Source organism: Enterobacter sp. EGD-HP1 (assembly GCF_000733275.2).
Taxonomy (GTDB): domain Bacteria; phylum Pseudomonadota; class Gammaproteobacteria; order Enterobacterales; family Enterobacteriaceae; genus Enterobacter.
This window is the reverse complement of record NZ_AVOP01000036.1, coordinates 156,983-171,804: the sequence shown is the minus strand read 5'-3', so window position 1 is coordinate 171,804 and position 14,822 is coordinate 156,983. Positions and strand designations below refer to the sequence as shown.

15 protein-coding genes are annotated in these 14,822 nt (G+C 55.8%); 8 read left to right on the top strand and 7 right to left on the bottom strand.

What is annotated here, in order from left to right:
- Positions 1 to 29 precede the first annotated feature (29 nt).
- Both cysM and pdxK read left to right on the top strand, forming a co-directional pair.
- Entirely contained in the window at positions 30 to 941 is a 912-nt protein-coding gene (gene cysM / locus N037_RS22090) for a cysteine synthase CysM (RefSeq protein ID WP_032643539.1), read from the top strand.
- 5 nt (positions 942 to 946) lie between these two features.
- A complete protein-coding gene (pdxK, locus tag N037_RS22085) occupies positions 947 to 1,783 on the top strand; it encodes a pyridoxine/pyridoxal/pyridoxamine kinase (RefSeq protein WP_032643537.1) in 837 nt (278 codons plus the stop codon).
- A 44-nt stretch (positions 1,784 to 1,827) separates the two neighbouring features.
- On the opposite strand, the gene crr is transcribed toward pdxK, so the two are convergent.
- The 5 genes from crr to cysZ all read right to left on the bottom strand — a co-directional run bounded on the left by crr (position 1,828) and on the right by cysZ (position 6,621).
- The gene (gene crr / locus N037_RS22080) at positions 1,828 to 2,337 is read right to left on the bottom strand and encodes a PTS glucose transporter subunit IIA (protein WP_003861316.1); all 510 of its coding nucleotides are present in this window, start codon (positions 2,335 to 2,337) and stop codon (positions 1,828 to 1,830) included.
- Positions 2,338 to 2,377: 40 nt separating this feature from the next.
- Positions 2,378 to 4,105 (bottom strand): phosphoenolpyruvate-protein phosphotransferase PtsI, encoded by a 1,728-nt coding sequence (gene ptsI, locus N037_RS22075; RefSeq protein ID WP_023332954.1) that lies wholly within the window; start codon positions 4,103 to 4,105, stop codon positions 2,378 to 2,380.
- A gap of 44 nt (positions 4,106 to 4,149) precedes the next feature.
- Positions 4,150 to 4,407, bottom strand: a complete 258-nt coding sequence (gene ptsH, locus N037_RS22070) for a phosphocarrier protein Hpr (protein ID WP_000487600.1) — start codon at positions 4,405 to 4,407, stop codon at positions 4,150 to 4,152.
- A 317-nt stretch (positions 4,408 to 4,724) separates the two neighbouring features.
- The gene (gene cysK / locus N037_RS22065; RefSeq protein WP_014884739.1) at positions 4,725 to 5,696 is read right to left on the bottom strand and encodes a cysteine synthase A; all 972 of its coding nucleotides are present in this window, start codon (positions 5,694 to 5,696) and stop codon (positions 4,725 to 4,727) included.
- A gap of 163 nt (positions 5,697 to 5,859) precedes the next feature.
- Positions 5,860 to 6,621 carry a sulfate transporter CysZ gene (gene cysZ, locus N037_RS22060; RefSeq protein WP_032643535.1) on the bottom strand — a complete coding sequence of 254 codons (762 nt, stop codon included), beginning with the start codon at positions 6,619 to 6,621 and terminating at the stop codon, positions 5,860 to 5,862.
- A gap of 230 nt (positions 6,622 to 6,851) precedes the next feature.
- On the opposite strand from cysZ, the gene zipA reads away from it, so the two are divergent.
- The 3 genes from zipA (at position 6,852) to N037_RS22045 (ending at position 10,131) form a co-directional block, all read left to right on the top strand.
- Entirely contained in the window at positions 6,852 to 7,829 is a 978-nt protein-coding gene (gene zipA / locus N037_RS22055) for a cell division protein ZipA (RefSeq protein ID WP_023332952.1), read from the top strand.
- Between the two features lie 69 nt (positions 7,830 to 7,898).
- A complete protein-coding gene (gene ligA, locus N037_RS22050; RefSeq protein WP_032643533.1) occupies positions 7,899 to 9,914 on the top strand; it encodes an NAD-dependent DNA ligase LigA in 2,016 nt (671 codons plus the stop codon).
- A gap of 1 nt (position 9,915) precedes the next feature.
- Positions 9,916 to 10,131: a DUF3820 family protein gene (locus N037_RS22045; protein ID WP_003861328.1), complete on the top strand. Its 216-nt coding sequence runs from the start codon at positions 9,916 to 9,918 to the stop codon at positions 10,129 to 10,131.
- Here the strand turns inward: N037_RS22045 and N037_RS22040 are convergent.
- On the bottom strand, positions 10,128 to 11,123 hold the full coding sequence (locus N037_RS22040; protein WP_023332950.1) for a bile acid:sodium symporter family protein: 996 nt from the start codon (positions 11,121 to 11,123) through the stop codon (positions 10,128 to 10,130). The genes N037_RS22045 and N037_RS22040 overlap by 4 nt on opposite strands.
- An 89-nt stretch (positions 11,124 to 11,212) precedes the next feature.
- Here N037_RS22040 and N037_RS22035 point away from each other — a divergent pair, with 89 nt between their 5' ends.
- The gene (locus N037_RS22035; RefSeq protein ID WP_032643531.1) at positions 11,213 to 12,148 is read left to right on the top strand and encodes a LysR family transcriptional regulator; all 936 of its coding nucleotides are present in this window, start codon (positions 11,213 to 11,215) and stop codon (positions 12,146 to 12,148) included.
- On the opposite strand, the gene N037_RS22030 is transcribed toward N037_RS22035, so the two are convergent.
- Complete coding sequence (locus N037_RS22030; protein WP_023332948.1) at positions 12,145 to 12,483, bottom strand: FlxA-like family protein; 339 nt, start codon at positions 12,481 to 12,483, stop codon at positions 12,145 to 12,147. The genes N037_RS22035 and N037_RS22030 overlap by 4 nt on opposite strands.
- A gap of 206 nt (positions 12,484 to 12,689) precedes the next feature.
- Here N037_RS22030 and xapA point away from each other — a divergent pair, with 206 nt between their 5' ends.
- Both xapA and N037_RS22020 read left to right on the top strand, forming a co-directional pair.
- Positions 12,690 to 13,514: a xanthosine phosphorylase gene (xapA, locus tag N037_RS22025; protein ID WP_032643529.1), complete on the top strand. Its 825-nt coding sequence runs from the start codon at positions 12,690 to 12,692 to the stop codon at positions 13,512 to 13,514.
- A gap of 51 nt (positions 13,515 to 13,565) precedes the next feature.
- On the top strand, positions 13,566 to 14,822 hold the full coding sequence (locus N037_RS22020) for a nucleoside permease (RefSeq protein WP_032643528.1): 1,257 nt from the start codon (positions 13,566 to 13,568) through the stop codon (positions 14,820 to 14,822).

Sequence of the window (14,822 nt, the reverse complement as noted above, 5' to 3'; positions counted from 1 at the left end):
GCCACCGGGCTTTTTATTGGACAGCGATCATGAATACATTAGAACACACCATCGGCAACACTCCTCTGGTCAAGCTTCAGCGCATGGGTCCGGACAACGGCAGCGAAATCTGGGTCAAACTCGAAGGCAATAACCCGGCGGGGTCGGTGAAAGACCGCGCGGCGCTGTCGATGATTGTCCAGGCCGAAAAACGCGGCGAGATAAAGCCAGGCGACGTGCTGATTGAGGCCACCAGCGGCAACACCGGTATCGCCCTGGCGATGATTGCCGCGCTGAAAGGCTACCGCATGAAGCTGCTGATGCCGGACAACATGAGTCAGGAGCGCCGCGCCGCGATGCGTGCCTACGGGGCGGAGCTGATTCTGGTGACTAAAGAGCAGGGAATGGAAGGCGCACGCGACTTAGCGTTAGAAATGGCCGAGCGCGGTGAAGGTAAACTGCTCGATCAGTTCAACAACCCGGACAACCCGTACGCGCACTACACCACCACCGGCCCGGAAATCTGGCAGCAAACCGACGGGCGTATCACCCATTTTGTCTCCAGCATGGGCACCACCGGCACCATTACCGGCGTATCGCGTTTTCTGCGCGAGCAGGAAAAAGCCGTCACCATCGTTGGCCTCCAGCCGGAAGAGGGGAGCAGCATTCCGGGCATTCGCCGCTGGCCGGCGGAGTATATGCCCGGCATCTTTAATGCGCAGCTTGTGGACCAGGTGCTGGATCTTCACCAGCGCGAGGCGGAAAATACCATGCGTGAGCTGGCCGTGCGCGAAGGTATCTTCTGCGGGGTCAGCTCGGGCGGCGCGGTAGCGGGTGCGATTCGGGTAGCGCAGGCAAACCCGGGTGCCGTAGTGGTGGCGATTATTTGCGATCGCGGCGATCGCTATCTGTCTACCGGCGTCTTTGGTGAAGAGAGTTATTCGCAGGGGGCGGGGATTTAAGCGTCATGGAGATGATTCTATTCCGGGATAATACCCGGGCGCAGCAAACCGACATTGTCGCCGTGCAGTCGCAGGTGGTTTACGGTAGCGTGGGGAACAGCATTGCGGTACCGAATATTCGTACCCACAGGCTGAACGTTACCGCCGTGCCGACAGTACTGTTTAGCAACACACCGCACTACGACACGTTTTATGGTGGGGTGATCCCCGACGAGTGGTTCAGCGGCTACCTTAAGGCGCTGGAAGAGCGCGAGATACTGCGCGAGCTTAAGGCGGTGACCACTGGCTATATGGGCAGCGCCAGCCAGATCGTCCTGCTGGCTCAATGGCTGAAGGCGGTCAAAGCGCAGCATCCTGACCTGCTCGTGCTGGTCGACCCGGTTATCGGCGACATCGACAGCGGTATGTACGTTAAGCCTGAGATCCCGCAGGCGTATCGGGAGCACCTGCTGCCGCTGGCGCAGGGGATCACGCCAAACGTCTATGAGCTGGAAGTGTTAAGCGGCAAAACCTGCCGCACGCCCGAAAGCGCCATCGCGGCGGCGCAGGGACTGCTCTCCGACAGTCTGAAATGGGTGGCGATCACCAGCGCGCCGGTGGCCGATGACCCGGAAAACATCCACGTGGTGCTAGTGACGAATGAAGGCATGACCGTCAGCGCGCATCCGCGGGTAGAAACCGATCTGAAAGGGACGGGCGACCTGTTCTGTTCAGAGCTGGTGAGCGGAATTGTTGAGGGAAAAACCGTTGCCGATGCCATTCGCATGGCGGGCGATCGGGTGACCGACGTGATGCTGTATACGCAGTCGAAAGGCTACGACGAGCTTATCCTCCCCGCATAAACAAAAATGGCGCCCGAAGGCGCCATTTTTCTGTGCGGCAAGAATTACTTCTTGATGCGGATAACCGGGGTTTCACCCACGGTGACGCTGCCAGACAGTTTGATCAGTTCTTTGATTTCGTCCATGTTGGAGATAACAACCGGCGTCAGGGTAGACTTGGCTTTTTCTTCCAGCAGTGGCAGATCGAATTCAATCACCGGGTCGCCAACTTTAACACGCTGGCCTTCTTCCGCGATACGTTTGAAGCCTTCGCCTTTCAGTTCAACGGTGTCGATACCGAAGTGAACGAACAGTTCGATACCGCTATCGGATTCGATAGAGAACGCATGGTTGGTTTCAAAAATTTTACCGATGGTGCCGTCAACTGGAGCAACCATTTTGTTGCCAGTTGGTTTGATAGCAATGCCATCACCAACGATTTTCTCAGCAAACACTACATCCGGCACGTCTTCGATGTTGACGATCTCGCCGGAGAGCGGAGCAACAATCTCAATAGTTCCGGAGTCTTTCTTATCATCAGAAACCAGAGATTTCAGTTTATCGAACAAACCCATGATCTTCTCCTAAGCAGTAATTTGGGCCGCATCTCGTGGATTAGCAGATTGTTTTTTCTTCAATGAACTTGTTAACCAGCGTCATTAACTCGTCCGTTGTCGGTTGAGCAAGAGCCTGCTCTGCTAACACCTTCGCATCTTCGAAGTTCGTGTTACGGATAATCTTCTTAATGCGCGGGATGGAAATGGCGCTCATAGAGAATTCGTCCAGACCCATACCCAGCAACAGAAGTGTAGCACGTTCGTCGCCTGCAAGCTCACCACACATGCCAGTCCATTTACCTTCTGCATGAGAAGCATCAATAACTTGCTTGATCAAGTTCAGTACGGACGGTGACATTGGCTGGTAGAGATGTGAAATCATATCATTACCACGGTCAACTGCCAGGGTGTACTGCGTTAAATCATTGGTGCCGATACTAAAGAAATCAACTTCTTTGGCTAAATGACGCGCAATGGTCGCCGCCGCAGGTGTTTCCACCATCACGCCGATCTCGATTGACTCGTCAAACGCTTTACCTTCGTCGCGCAGTTCCTGTTTGTAGATTTCGATCTCTTTCTTCAGTGCACGCACTTCTTCAACAGAGATGATCATCGGGAACATGATGCGCAGTTTACCGAAAGCAGAGGCACGCAGGATCGCGCGAACCTGGTCACGCAGGATCTCTTTACGATCCATCGCGATACGGATTGCACGCCAGCCCAGGAACGGGTTCTCTTCTTTCGGGAAGTTCATGTACGGCAGCTCTTTGTCGCCACCGATGTCCATGGTACGGACGATAACCGCCTGAGAGCCACACGCTTCAGCCACGGCTTTATAGGCAGCAAACTGCTCTTCTTCCGTTGGCAGCGCGTCGCGGTCCATGAACAGGAATTCTGTACGATAGAGACCTACGCCTTCCGCACCGTTGCGCTCAGCGCCATCAACGTCGCGGACGGTACCGATGTTTGCGCACACTTCTACCTGATGACCGTCCAGGGTGATGGCCGGCAGGTCTTTCAGCTTAGCGAGTTCCGCTTTTTCAGTCGCAACCTGCTCCTGAACCGCGCGCAGTTTATCGATCTCTTCATTGGTTGGGTTGACGTAAACCAGATTGTTTACGGCATCCAGAATCAGATAGTCGCCGTTTTTCACCTGAGAGGTGACGCTACCGGTACCCACGATGGCAGGCAGTTCCAGAGAGCGCGCCATGATTGAGGTGTGGGAGGTACGGCCGCCCGCGTCGGTGATGAAACCGAGGACCTTTTTCAGGTTCAGCTGTGCAGTTTCAGACGGGGTGAGGTCAGCGGCAACCAGGATCACTTCATCCTGAATCGCGCTCAGGTCGATGATGGCCAGGCCCAGGATGTTGCGCAGCAGGCGCTTACCGATGTCACGTACGTCGGCCGCACGCTCTTTCAGGTATTCATCATCCAGTTCTTCCAGGGCAGTTGCCTGACCTTCGATAACTTCATGCGCAGCCGCGTCGGCCGTCATGCCTTTATCTTTAATCAGGGCTATGATTTCCTGCTCCAGCTCCTCATCTTCGAGCAGCATGATGTGCCCTTCGAAGATGGCTTCTTTTTCTTCACCGAAAGTTTCGCCAGCTTTAGTTTTGATTGCTTCCAGTTGCGCAGATGCCTTGGCACGACCGCTCAGAAAACGTTCAACTTCCTGATCAACCTTGTCGGCAGAAATTTTTTTCCGGTCGATGACGATCTCGTCTTCTTTCAGCAGCAGTGCTTTGCCGAAAGCGATACCCGGGGATGCTAAAATGCCTGAAATCATAACCCTACCTTACTTGTGACTGATATTTAAAAGAACCCGGAAACTTACTCGAGCTCAGCCATCAGTTTTACCAGATGCTCAACTGCTTTCTGCTCGTCTTCACCTTCTGCAGAGATGGTGACAACGGTGCCCTGAGTCAGTCCCAGAGTCTGCAGTTTGAACAGGCTTTTTGCGCTCGCGCTTTTGCCGTTGGAAGTCACAGTGATTTCAGAAGTGAAGCCTTTTGCTTCTTTAACAAACTGAGCAGCAGGGCGGGTGTGCAGACCGTTCGGAGCGGTAATGGTAACTTCTTGCTGGAACATTGTATTTCCCCAACTTATAGGTTTAGTGTTGTGGAACTAAAGTCTAGCCTGGCGACTGAACTTTAGCCTGTATTGTTAGCGCTGACGTTTCGATCGTCATTAAACATTATGCAGCGAAAGCAAGACTTGAACCAAATCATAAAATCGATTCAGCAAGGCTATTTCGTTCACTGATTAATTTCACGCATCAAAATAATTGCTGGTTTAAATACCAGACCCAACGGGGTGAAGCAATGCCAGGAGGGGCAAAAGTTTGAAGCAGGCCACAAAAAAGCACCTGAAAAGGTGCTTTTTTACGCGTTATTAACATGCTGGCACTACTGTTGCAGCTCTTTTTCGGTAAACAGATCGGCAAACAGTGCGGTGCTCAAGTAACGCTCACCCGAGGAAGGAAGGATAACCACAATATTCTTATTGGTAAAGGCTTCATCTTCCTGAAGTTTGAGCGCTGCCGCAACGGCTGCACCGGAAGAGATACCCGCCAGAATGCCCTCTTCGTCCATCAGGCGACGCGCGGTAGAGATGGCTTCTTCGTTAGTGATGGTAACCACTTTATCGATCAGCTTCAGATCCAGGTTGCCCGGAATGAAGCCTGCGCCAATACCCTGGATTTTATGCGGGCCTGGTTTAAGCTCTTCACCCGCCAGTGCCTGGGTGATAACCGGTGAGTCAGTCGGCTCAACGGCAACGGTGATCAGGTCTTTTTTACCTTTGGTGCCTTTAATATAGCGTGACACGCCGGTCAGCGTACCGCCGGTACCCACGCCGGAGATAAAGACGTCAACCTGGCCGTCGGTATCTTCCCAGATTTCCGGACCGGTGGTCTTCTCGTGAATTTCCGGGTTAGCCGGGTTGCTGAACTGCTGCAGCAGCAGATATTTCGCCGGATCGCTGGCCACAATCTCTTCAGCTTTCTGAATGGCACCTTTCATGCCCTTCGCGCCTTCGGTCAGAACGAGGTTCGCGCCCAGCGCTTTGAGCAGCTTACGACGCTCGATGCTCATGGTCTCTGGCATGGTCAGCGTTAACTTGTAGCCGCGCGCGGCAGCCACATAGGCCAGAGCGATACCGGTATTGCCGCTGGTCGGTTCCACCAGCTCAACGCCTGGCTTCAGTACGCCACGTTTTTCAGCATCCCAAATCATGTTTGCACCGATACGGCATTTTACGCTGAAGCTCGGGTTACGTGATTCGACCTTCGCCAGAATGCGTCCATTACCGATACGGTTCAGTCGAACCAGGGGCGTATGACCGATAGTCAGCGAGTTGTCTTCATAAATCTTACTCATGGCCTGTCCTTAACTGTATGAAATTGGGATACCGACCCAGCATACCTGCTAAGCAGGTAGGGGGAAGTAAGGAATTCGCATATCTATATACTGCAAGGAAATAATGGGGATCAGTATGGAATAAGGGGCGGCATAAGCCACCCCTGCTTTACACATTTTTGCATTATTTCCATAACGCGTGCTTAGCACGGTAGCAGTCGACCCACATCGCCGTCGCGCCGCAGACGGCGACAGGCATGATGAACAGATTCAGGAAGGGAATCATGGTGAACAGGCTGGTCAGTGCGCCAAACTGCATATTGGCGACCTTCTGGCTGCGCAGGGCGGTGCGCATCGTTTTAAACGGCACCTTGTGGTTATCGAACGGATAATCGCAGTACTGGATGGCCAGCATCCAGGCGCTGAACAGGAACCACAGCACCGGTGCCACCGTCTGGCCAATGCCTGGCACAAAATAGAGGATAAGCAGCACAATCGCGCGGGGCAGGTACCAGGCAAACTTCTGCCACTCGCGCTTCATGATGCGTGGCAGATCTTTCATGATCCCCAGCACGCCCGTGTCCGGCGGCGTCGCGCCAGTAAGCCGCGCTTCCAGCTGTTCCGCCAGCAGACCGTTAAACGGTGCGGCTATCCAGTTGGCAATCGTCGAAAAGAAGTACCCAAATACCAGCAGCACGGAGATCACCGCCACCGGCCAGAGCAGGTAGTTAAGCCACTGAAGCCAGTTCGGCACATGGCTCATTAGCGACGGGATCCAGATCTCCAGCTTTGTGAACAGCCACCAGAACGCACCGCCCATCAGAATAATATTGATCAACAGCGGCAGAATCACGAAGCGTCGAATCCCCGGCAGGGAGACCAGTTTCCAGCCCTGAGAAAAATACCAGACGCCGCTGCGCGGGGGAGAAGAAGATGTTGAAACCATAGACAGGCTGTACTCCTTTTTACACAACCAGTGGAATTGCCCGCCTATATTATCCACTTACGGAGCAATGACCAGTTCGGAAATGTTCGAAAAACCAGCAAAAAGCACGATTTCCTTCATCTTTATGCTGTGAATGCTCTGCACACACTTGCACTTGACGTAAACGGCAAATACTCTTAGTGAGTAAATGTTTGCCGTGGTGGCAAGGTGTTAGAACAACAGAGAATATAATGATGCAGGATTTGCGTCTGATATTAATCATTGTTGGCGCGATCGCCATAATCGCTTTACTGGTACATGGTTTCTGGACCAGCCGTAAAGAGCGTTCCTCGATGTTTCGCGATCGCCCACTGAAGCGCATGAAGTCCAGTCGTGACGACGATGACAGTGAAGATGACATCGACGGCAGCGATGACGACGGCGTGGGTGAAGTTCGTGTTCATCGGGTCAATACTGCGCCCGGCGCAGGCCATGGGGAGCATGAAGCGCCTCGTCCTTCGCAGCACCAGTATCAACCGCCGTATGCTTCTGCACAGCCGCGCCAGCCAGCGCCGCAGCCTGTGGAAGAGCCGGTGCGCCAGCCGCCGCAACAGCCTGTCTATCAGCAGCCTGCCCAGCCGGTTCAACAGCAACCGGTACAGCAGCCCGTGCAGCAACAGCCTGCTCAGCCGGTACAACAGCCGCAGCAGCCTGTTCACGTGCAGCCTGCGCCTCAGCCTGCTCCGGCCCCGCACGTTGAGCCTGAGCCCGTTGTCGAGCCAGAGCCAGTTGTTGAAAAACCGCAGCGTAAAGAAGCGGTGATCATCATGAACGTGGCCGCGCATCACGGTAGCCATCTCAACGGTGACGTGCTGCTTAACAGTATTCAACAGGCAGGCTTCAAGTTTGGCGATATGAACATTTTCCATCGCCACCTGAGCCCTGACGGTAGCGGCCCGGCGCTGTTCAGCCTGGCCAACATGGTTAACCCAGGCACCTTTGATCCGGAAATGACCGGTGATTTCGTCACCCCGGGCGTGACTATCTTTATGCAGGTGCCGTCCTACGGCGACGAACTGCAAAACTTTAAGCTGATGCTGCAGTCCGCTCAGCACATCGCGGACGAAGTCGGCGGCGTGGTGCTCGACGATCAGCGTCGAATGATGACCCCGCAGAAGCTGCGCGAGTATCAGGACCGCATCCGCGAAGTTAAGGAAGCTAACGCGTAATCGTCGCGTTTACTTCAACTCCTCCTCAACCCCCGCCTGTCGGGGGTTTTTTCTCATTGATGGTGCGATATGGACTCAATCGAACAACAACTCACTGAACTGCGAACCACGCTTCGCCATCATGAATACCTCTATCATGTTATGGACGCGCCGGAAGTCCCGGACGCGGAATATGACCGCCTGATGCGCGAGCTGCGCGAATTAGAGGCGCAGCATCCGGAGCTCATCACGCCGGACTCCCCCACCCAGCGCGTCGGCGCTGAGCCGCTGGGGGCGTTTAGCCAGGTGCGCCATGAGGTGCCGATGCTGTCGCTCGATAACGTCTTCGATGAAGAGAGCTTTCTGGCGTTTAACAAGCGCGTGCAGGATCGCCTGAAAAGCAGCGACTCCCTCACATGGTGCTGCGAGCTCAAGCTGGATGGCCTGGCGGTCAGCCTTCTCTACGAAAACGGCGTGCTGGTGCGTGCCGCGACGCGTGGCGACGGTACGACGGGTGAAGATATCACCACCAACGTGCGTACCATCCGCGCGATCCCGCTGAAGCTGCAGGGCGACAATATTCCTGCGCGTCTGGAAGTGCGCGGCGAAGTGTTCCTGCCCCAGGCGGGCTTCGAGAAAATTAACGAAGAGGCGCGCCGCACCGGCGGGAAGGTGTTTGCTAACCCGCGTAATGCGGCAGCAGGCTCTCTGCGCCAGCTTGACCCGCGTATCACCGCGAAGCGACCGCTGACTTTCTTCTGCTACGGCGTCGGTATTCTTGAGGGCGGCGAGCTGCCGGACACCCACCTCGGGCGTCTGCTGCAGTTTAAAGCGTGGGGCCTGCCGGTGAGCAACCGCGTCCAGCTCTGCGACTCGCCGGAAGCGGTGCTGGCGTTCTACCACAAAGTGGAAGAGGACCGTCCGACGCTCGGGTTTGATATTGATGGCGTCGTCATCAAGGTGAATTCACTGGCGCTGCAGGAGCAGCTGGGCTTTGTGGCGCGCGCGCCGCGCTGGGCGGTGGCGTTTAAGTTCCCTGCTCAGGAGCAGATGACCTTCGTTCGCGACGTCGAGTTCCAGGTCGGCCGTACGGGGGCCATTACCCCGGTTGCCCGTCTGGAGCCCGTGCAGGTGGCGGGCGTGCTGGTGAGTAATGCCACCCTGCATAACGCCGATGAAATCGAACGCCTGGGCCTGCGCATTGGTGACAAAGTGGTGATTCGCCGCGCGGGCGACGTTATTCCGCAGGTGGTTAACGTCGTGGAGTCTGAACGTCCTGCCGATACGCGCGAGATCGTCTTCCCGACCCACTGCCCGGTGTGTGGATCTGACGTTGAGCGTGTGGAAGGTGAAGCGGTGGCGCGCTGTACGGGCGGCTTAATCTGTGGCGCGCAGCGTAAAGAGTCGCTGAAGCACTTCGTCTCCCGTCGGGCGATGGACGTCGACGGCATGGGCGATAAAATTATCGATCAGCTGGTTGAGAAAGAGTATGTCCACACGCCGGCGGATCTCTTCAGGCTGACGGCAGGTAAACTGACCGGCCTGGATCGTATGGGGCCAAAGTCAGCCCAGAACGTGGTAAACGCGCTGGAAGCCGCCAAAGAGACCACCTTCGCCCGCTTCCTTTACGCGCTGGGCATTCGTGAAGTGGGTGAGGCGACGGCCGCGGGCCTGGCGGCGTACTTTGGTACGCTGGAGGCGCTGGAAAAGGCAAGCATCGACGAGCTGCAGAAAGTTCCGGATGTCGGCATCGTCGTCGCCACGCACGTCTTTAACTTCTTCGCCGAAGAGAGCAACCGTGAAGTCATCGGCAAACTGCTGGAAGAGGGCATCAGGTGGCCCGCGCCGGTGGTGGTTAACGCCGAAGAGATCGACAGCCCGTTCGCCGGTAAAACGGTAGTGCTGACCGGCAGCCTGAGCCAGCTTTCACGTGACGATGCCAAAGCCCGTCTGGTGGCGCTGGGGGCCAAAGTGGCGGGCAGCGTGTCGAAGAAAACCGACCTGGTGATCGCCGGGGAAGCGGCGGGTTCGAAGCTGGCAAAAGCCCAGGAGCTCGGTATTGCGGTTATCGACGAAGCGGAAATGATGCGTCTGTTAGGAGAGTAACGTGGAGAAAGAGCAGCTCGTTGAGATCGCCAATACCGAGATGCCGTTCGGTAAATACAAGGGCCGCAGGCTGATTGATTTGCCGGAGGAGTATCTGCTGTGGTTTGCCCGCAAGGATGAGTTCCCGGCCGGGCGACTGGGCGAGCTGATGGCTATCACGTTACTGATCAAAACCGAGGGGCTGACCCAGCTGGTTCAGCCCCTGAAACGTCCTTAAGCCTTCGCGGCGCGGGTCTCTTCCTGCGCCAGCTTTTCCGTCTGGCGCTTGTAGCGACGCGCCAGCACCGCGCAGACCATCAGCTGGATCTGATGGAAAATCATCAGCGGCAGCACCATCATCCCGATCACCGAGGTCGGGAACAGAATGTTGGCCATCGGGATGCCGTTCGCCAGGCTCTTCTTCGAACCGCAGAACACAATCGTGATTTCATCCGCTTTGTTGAAGCCGCACCTGCGTGCCACAAAGACGTTTACTGCAATCACAATCGCCAGCAGGACGATGCTGACCACCACGATAAACAGCAGCGAGCCTGCGCCCACCTTGTGCCAGATCCCGTTCACGACCGCTTCGCTAAAGGCGGAGTAAACCACCAGCAGAATCGAGGTCTGGTCGGTTTTTGAAATCCATTTTTTATGCTTCGCCACAAACGCGCCGGTCCACGGTCGGGAAAGATGCCCCAGCACAAACGGCAGCAGCAGCTGCAGACAGATTTTGCCGACCTGCTCAAGGTTACCTTCCGCACCGTGCATGTTCATCAGCAGGCCTACCAGCAGCGGGGAGACGAAAATTCCTAACAGGCTGGACGCGGATGCTGAACAAACCGCCGCCGCTACGTTGCCGCCAGCCAGCGAGGTAAACGCAATGGCGGACTGCACGGTCGCGGGCAGAATGCACAGATAGAGGAAACCCGTATAAAGGGCCGGATCGACGTTTACCGGTGCCCACCAGGCAAACAGGACGCCGAGGATCGGGAACAGAATAAACGTGCTGCACATCACCCACAGGTGCAGTCGCCAGTGACCACCGCCTGCAATGATTGCTTCACGGGAAAGTTTGGCGCCGTGCATGAAGAACAGTAACGCGATGGCCGCCGTGGTGAGTCCTTCAAAGAACGGGACAAAACCGCCGCGTGCGGGGAAGAAGGAGGCCAGTAAAACGGTGACCACCAGGGTAAGCGTGAACGGATCAAGGATACGAAACAGTTTCATAATGACTCCTGAAATCAGATATCGCTATTGTGCTTTTTTCCATTTGAGAAATAAAATTGATTTATTGCATCCATTCATGAATGAAACAGATGAATTACTCCTTACGTCAGCTTCGTATTTTCGTCACCGTTGCCCATGCCCGCAGCTTTAGCAGGGCAGGGGATATCATCGGCCTGAGCCAGTCGGCGGTCAGCCACAGCGTGAAAGAGCTGGAGAATCAGACCGGGGTGAAGTTGCTTGACCGCACCACGCGCGAAGTGGTGTTGACCGAAGCAGGGCAGCAGCTGGCCCTGCGCCTCGAACGGCTGCTGGATGAGCTGAACAGCACGCTCAGAGACGTGGGGAGGCTGGGGCAGCAGCTTTCGGGGACCGTGCGCGTCGCGGCCAGTCAGACGATCTCTGCGCACCTTATCCCGCAGTGTATTGCCGAGGGAAGTCATCGCTACCCGGATATTGATTTTGTACTGCATGACAGGCCGCAACAGTGGGTGCTGGAGAGCATCCGCCAGGGGGATGTGGATTTTGGTATTGTTATCGATCCCGGTCAGGTAAGCGATCTGGCGTGCGAAAGCGTACTTTCTGAGCCCTTTTTGCTGCTCTGCCGTGATGACGATCCGCTGGCCACGTTGCCGGTGGTCAGCTGGCAGTGCCTGACGGGCGCGAACCTGGTTTTACAGGATTATGCCTCGGGCAGCCGTCCGCTGATTGATTCCGCGCTGGTGAATCAGGGCGTAAAGGCAACGATCGTGCAGGAGATTGGTCACCCGGCGACGCTGTTTCCGATGGTGGAAGCCGGCATTGGCATCAGCGTGTTGCCCGCCCTGGCGCTTCCCCTGCCGCAGGGAAGCCGGCTGGCCGTCAGGCGATTAACGCCCGTTGTCGAGCGAAAACTGATGCTGGTGCGGCGAAAAAATCGTTCACTTTCAGGGGCGGCACAGGCTATCTGGGAAGTGGTGCGTATCCAGGCACAACGATTAACCGAAGCCCGCATACGCGACCCACTGTTTAACGCGTCAGAAGATTAGATGTAGATATCAATCTGATTAGCGTCTGACGGGCTGTTCACCCCTTCCACTTTACCCAGCTTTTGATCCTGCTTCTTCTGAGCCTCTTCGGCCTGCTGGCGCTGCAGTGCGGCGAGCTGCGCCTGCAGCACTTTGATCTGGGTCTGAATAAGTTCCTGCTGCTTCTTCTTCTCATCGGTGCTGACGGGACTGTTTGCCAGTTCTTTTAACTGCTGAGTCAGCTTTTTGATCTTGTCGAGAATGCGGGTGATTTGCGCTGAGATATCGTTACTGCTCGAAGTTCCACTCGCGCCGCTGGTTTGAATCTGTTGGGTTGAAGCCTGAATGGTCGTCATACTTTTTCCTCGCGTATAAAACAGAGGTATCGGCACCGATGGGATTAGCTTGAGCAAAACTGCCATATCTGGCAGGGAGTTGCATCAATACACAATCAGTATTGATGGTGCGGTGAAAGTGTATTGGAGGCCACCTGCAGGCTGGGGATATAAGACGTAAGTCATGCGATTCCCGCTATCGCGATCTTAATCCTTAAGGAGCCTCTATGACCCTCTCGAATAACCCGTGGTACTGCGCCGACATCATTCGTGCCGCTAAGCCGAACTTCACGCCTCGCGTGGCATTTATTCTCGGTTCTGGCCTGGGCGCGCTCGCCGACCAGATTGATGACGCCGTTTCCCTGAGCTACGAAAAGCTGCCGGGGTTTCCGGTGAGCACCGTGCATGGGCATGCCGGCGAGCTGGTGCTCGGGCATCTGGCCGGGGTGCCTGTGGCCTGCATGAAGGGGCGCGGCCATTTCTATGAAGGACGCGGGATGACTATCATGACCGATGCGATCCGCACCTTTGCGCTGCTGGGGTGCGAGCTGTTGTTTAGCACCAACGCGGCGGGCTCGCTGCGCCCGGCGGTTCAGCCAGGAAGCCTGGTTGCCCTGAGCGACCATATCAACACTATGCCGGGCACGCCGATGGTGGGGCTGAACGATGAGCGCTTTGGCGATCGTTTCTTCTCTCTGGCCAATGCTTACGACGCGGATTACCGTGCCGTTCTGCAAACCGTGGCAACGAAAGAAGGCTTCCCGCTGCATGAAGGGGTGTTTGTCTCTTATCCCGGCCCGAACTTCGAGACGGCGGCCGAGATCCGCATGATGCAGATTATCGGCGGCGATGTGGTGGGGATGTCCGTGGTGCCGGAAGTGATTTCCGCGCGCCACTGCGGCCTGAAGGTCGTGGCCGTTTCTGCAATTACCAACCTCGCCGAAGGTCTGGGTGAGGTCAAACTCTCGCATGAACAAACCCTTGCCGCCGCCGAGCTCTCCCGCCAGAACTTTATCAATCTTATCTGCGGTTTTCTTCGCCATATTGCCTGAGTAAAACAATAAAGTGGCCCGCGAGGGCCACACTGCTATAAGGAATGGGTTATGAACATCACGACTCGCTTAAAGATGATGTCCTTTATGCAATATTTTATCTGGGGGAGCTGGCTGGTTACCCTCGGCGCTTACATGATTAACACCCTACACTTTACCGGCTCCGACGTGGGCATGGTGTACAGCTCTAAAGGACTTGCCGCGATCGTTATGCCTTCGCTGGTGGGGATTATTGCCGACAAGTGGCTGCGGGCCGACCGTGCCTACGTGATTTGCCACCTCGTCTGCGCCGTCGCGCTCTGCTATGCCGCGCAGGTCAATGAGCCCGGGCTGATGTTCTGGGTCATGCTGGTGAATGCGATGGCCTTCATGCCCACGATTGCGCTGTCGAACACCATTTCCTACTCCTGTCTTGAACAGGCAGGGCTGGATACGGTGAGCCATTTTCCGCGAGTGCGGGTGTATGGCACCGTGGGCTTTATTGCCGCGATGTGGGCCATAAGCCTGATGGGGGCGGAGCTGAGCAACGTGCAGCTCTATATCGCGGCTGCCGCGTCCCTGCTGCTGGCGCTCTACTCTCTGACGCTACCGGCCATTCCGGTTGCAAAGACAAAAAAGTCTTCGTCTCTGGCAAGCAAGCTGGGCCTCAATGCGTTTATCCTGTTTAAACAGCCCCGCATGGCAGTGTTCTTTTTATTCGCGATGCTGCTGGGCGCCGTGCTGCAGATAACCAACACGTTTGGCAGCCCCTTCCTGCATGATTTTGCGCGTAATCCGGCGTATGCAGAGAGCTTTATCGTCAAATACCCGTCCATCCTGCTCTCCGTTTCGCAAATGTCTGAGGTGTTCTTCATTCTGACCATTCCGTATTTCCTCGGACGATTTGGTATTAAAACCGTCATGCTGATGAGCATGGCGGCCTGGATGCTGCGGTTCGGGCTATTTGCCTTTGGCGATCCGTCCGCAACGGGCTTTGTGCTGCTCATGCTCTCAATGATTGTCTACGGCTGCGCGTTCGACTTCTTCAATATTTCAGGCTCGGTATTTGTTGAACAGGAGGTCAGCGCCGATATCCGCGCCAGCGCGCAAGGGTTGTTTATGACGACCGTTAACGGTATCGGGGCGTATTTCGGTTCGGTATTGAGCGGTATGGCAGTGGATTATTTCTCGGTGGACGGGGTAAAGGACTGGCAGACGATCTGGCTGGTGTTTGCGGCCTATTCCCTGGGGCTCGCGGTAGTCTTTTACTTCAGCTTTAACGACCGCCACACCTGTAAAAACAGCGGGATGCGCACAGTTGCGCACTAA

What these genes read in the sequence shown, in the direction of transcription:
- pdxK (WP_032643537.1), top strand. Translation starts at nt 947, where the DNA reads ATGGAGATGATTCTATTCCGGGATAATACCCGGGCGCAGCAAACCGAC.
- cysK (WP_014884739.1), bottom strand. Translation starts at nt 5,696, where the DNA reads ATGAGTAAGATTTATGAAGACAACTCGCTGACTATCGGTCATACGCCC.
- N037_RS22040 (WP_023332950.1), bottom strand. Translation starts at nt 11,123, where the DNA reads ATGAAACTGTTTCGTATCCTTGATCCGTTCACGCTTACCCTGGTGGTC.
- cysM (WP_032643539.1), top strand. Translation starts at nt 30, where the DNA reads ATGAATACATTAGAACACACCATCGGCAACACTCCTCTGGTCAAGCTT.
- N037_RS22030 (WP_023332948.1), bottom strand. Translation starts at nt 12,483, where the DNA reads ATGACGACCATTCAGGCTTCAACCCAACAGATTCAAACCAGCGGCGCG.
- ligA (WP_032643533.1), top strand. Translation starts at nt 7,899, where the DNA reads ATGGACTCAATCGAACAACAACTCACTGAACTGCGAACCACGCTTCGC.
- zipA (WP_023332952.1), top strand. Translation starts at nt 6,852, where the DNA reads ATGATGCAGGATTTGCGTCTGATATTAATCATTGTTGGCGCGATCGCC.
- xapA (WP_032643529.1), top strand. Translation starts at nt 12,690, where the DNA reads ATGACCCTCTCGAATAACCCGTGGTACTGCGCCGACATCATTCGTGCC.
- ptsH (WP_000487600.1), bottom strand. Translation starts at nt 4,407, where the DNA reads ATGTTCCAGCAAGAAGTTACCATTACCGCTCCGAACGGTCTGCACACC.
- cysZ (WP_032643535.1), bottom strand. Translation starts at nt 6,621, where the DNA reads ATGGTTTCAACATCTTCTTCTCCCCCGCGCAGCGGCGTCTGGTATTTT.
- crr (WP_003861316.1), bottom strand. Translation starts at nt 2,337, where the DNA reads ATGGGTTTGTTCGATAAACTGAAATCTCTGGTTTCTGATGATAAGAAA.
- ptsI (WP_023332954.1), bottom strand. Translation starts at nt 4,105, where the DNA reads ATGATTTCAGGCATTTTAGCATCCCCGGGTATCGCTTTCGGCAAAGCA.
- N037_RS22035 (WP_032643531.1), top strand. Translation starts at nt 11,213, where the DNA reads ATGAATTACTCCTTACGTCAGCTTCGTATTTTCGTCACCGTTGCCCAT.
- N037_RS22020 (WP_032643528.1), top strand. Translation starts at nt 13,566, where the DNA reads ATGAACATCACGACTCGCTTAAAGATGATGTCCTTTATGCAATATTTT.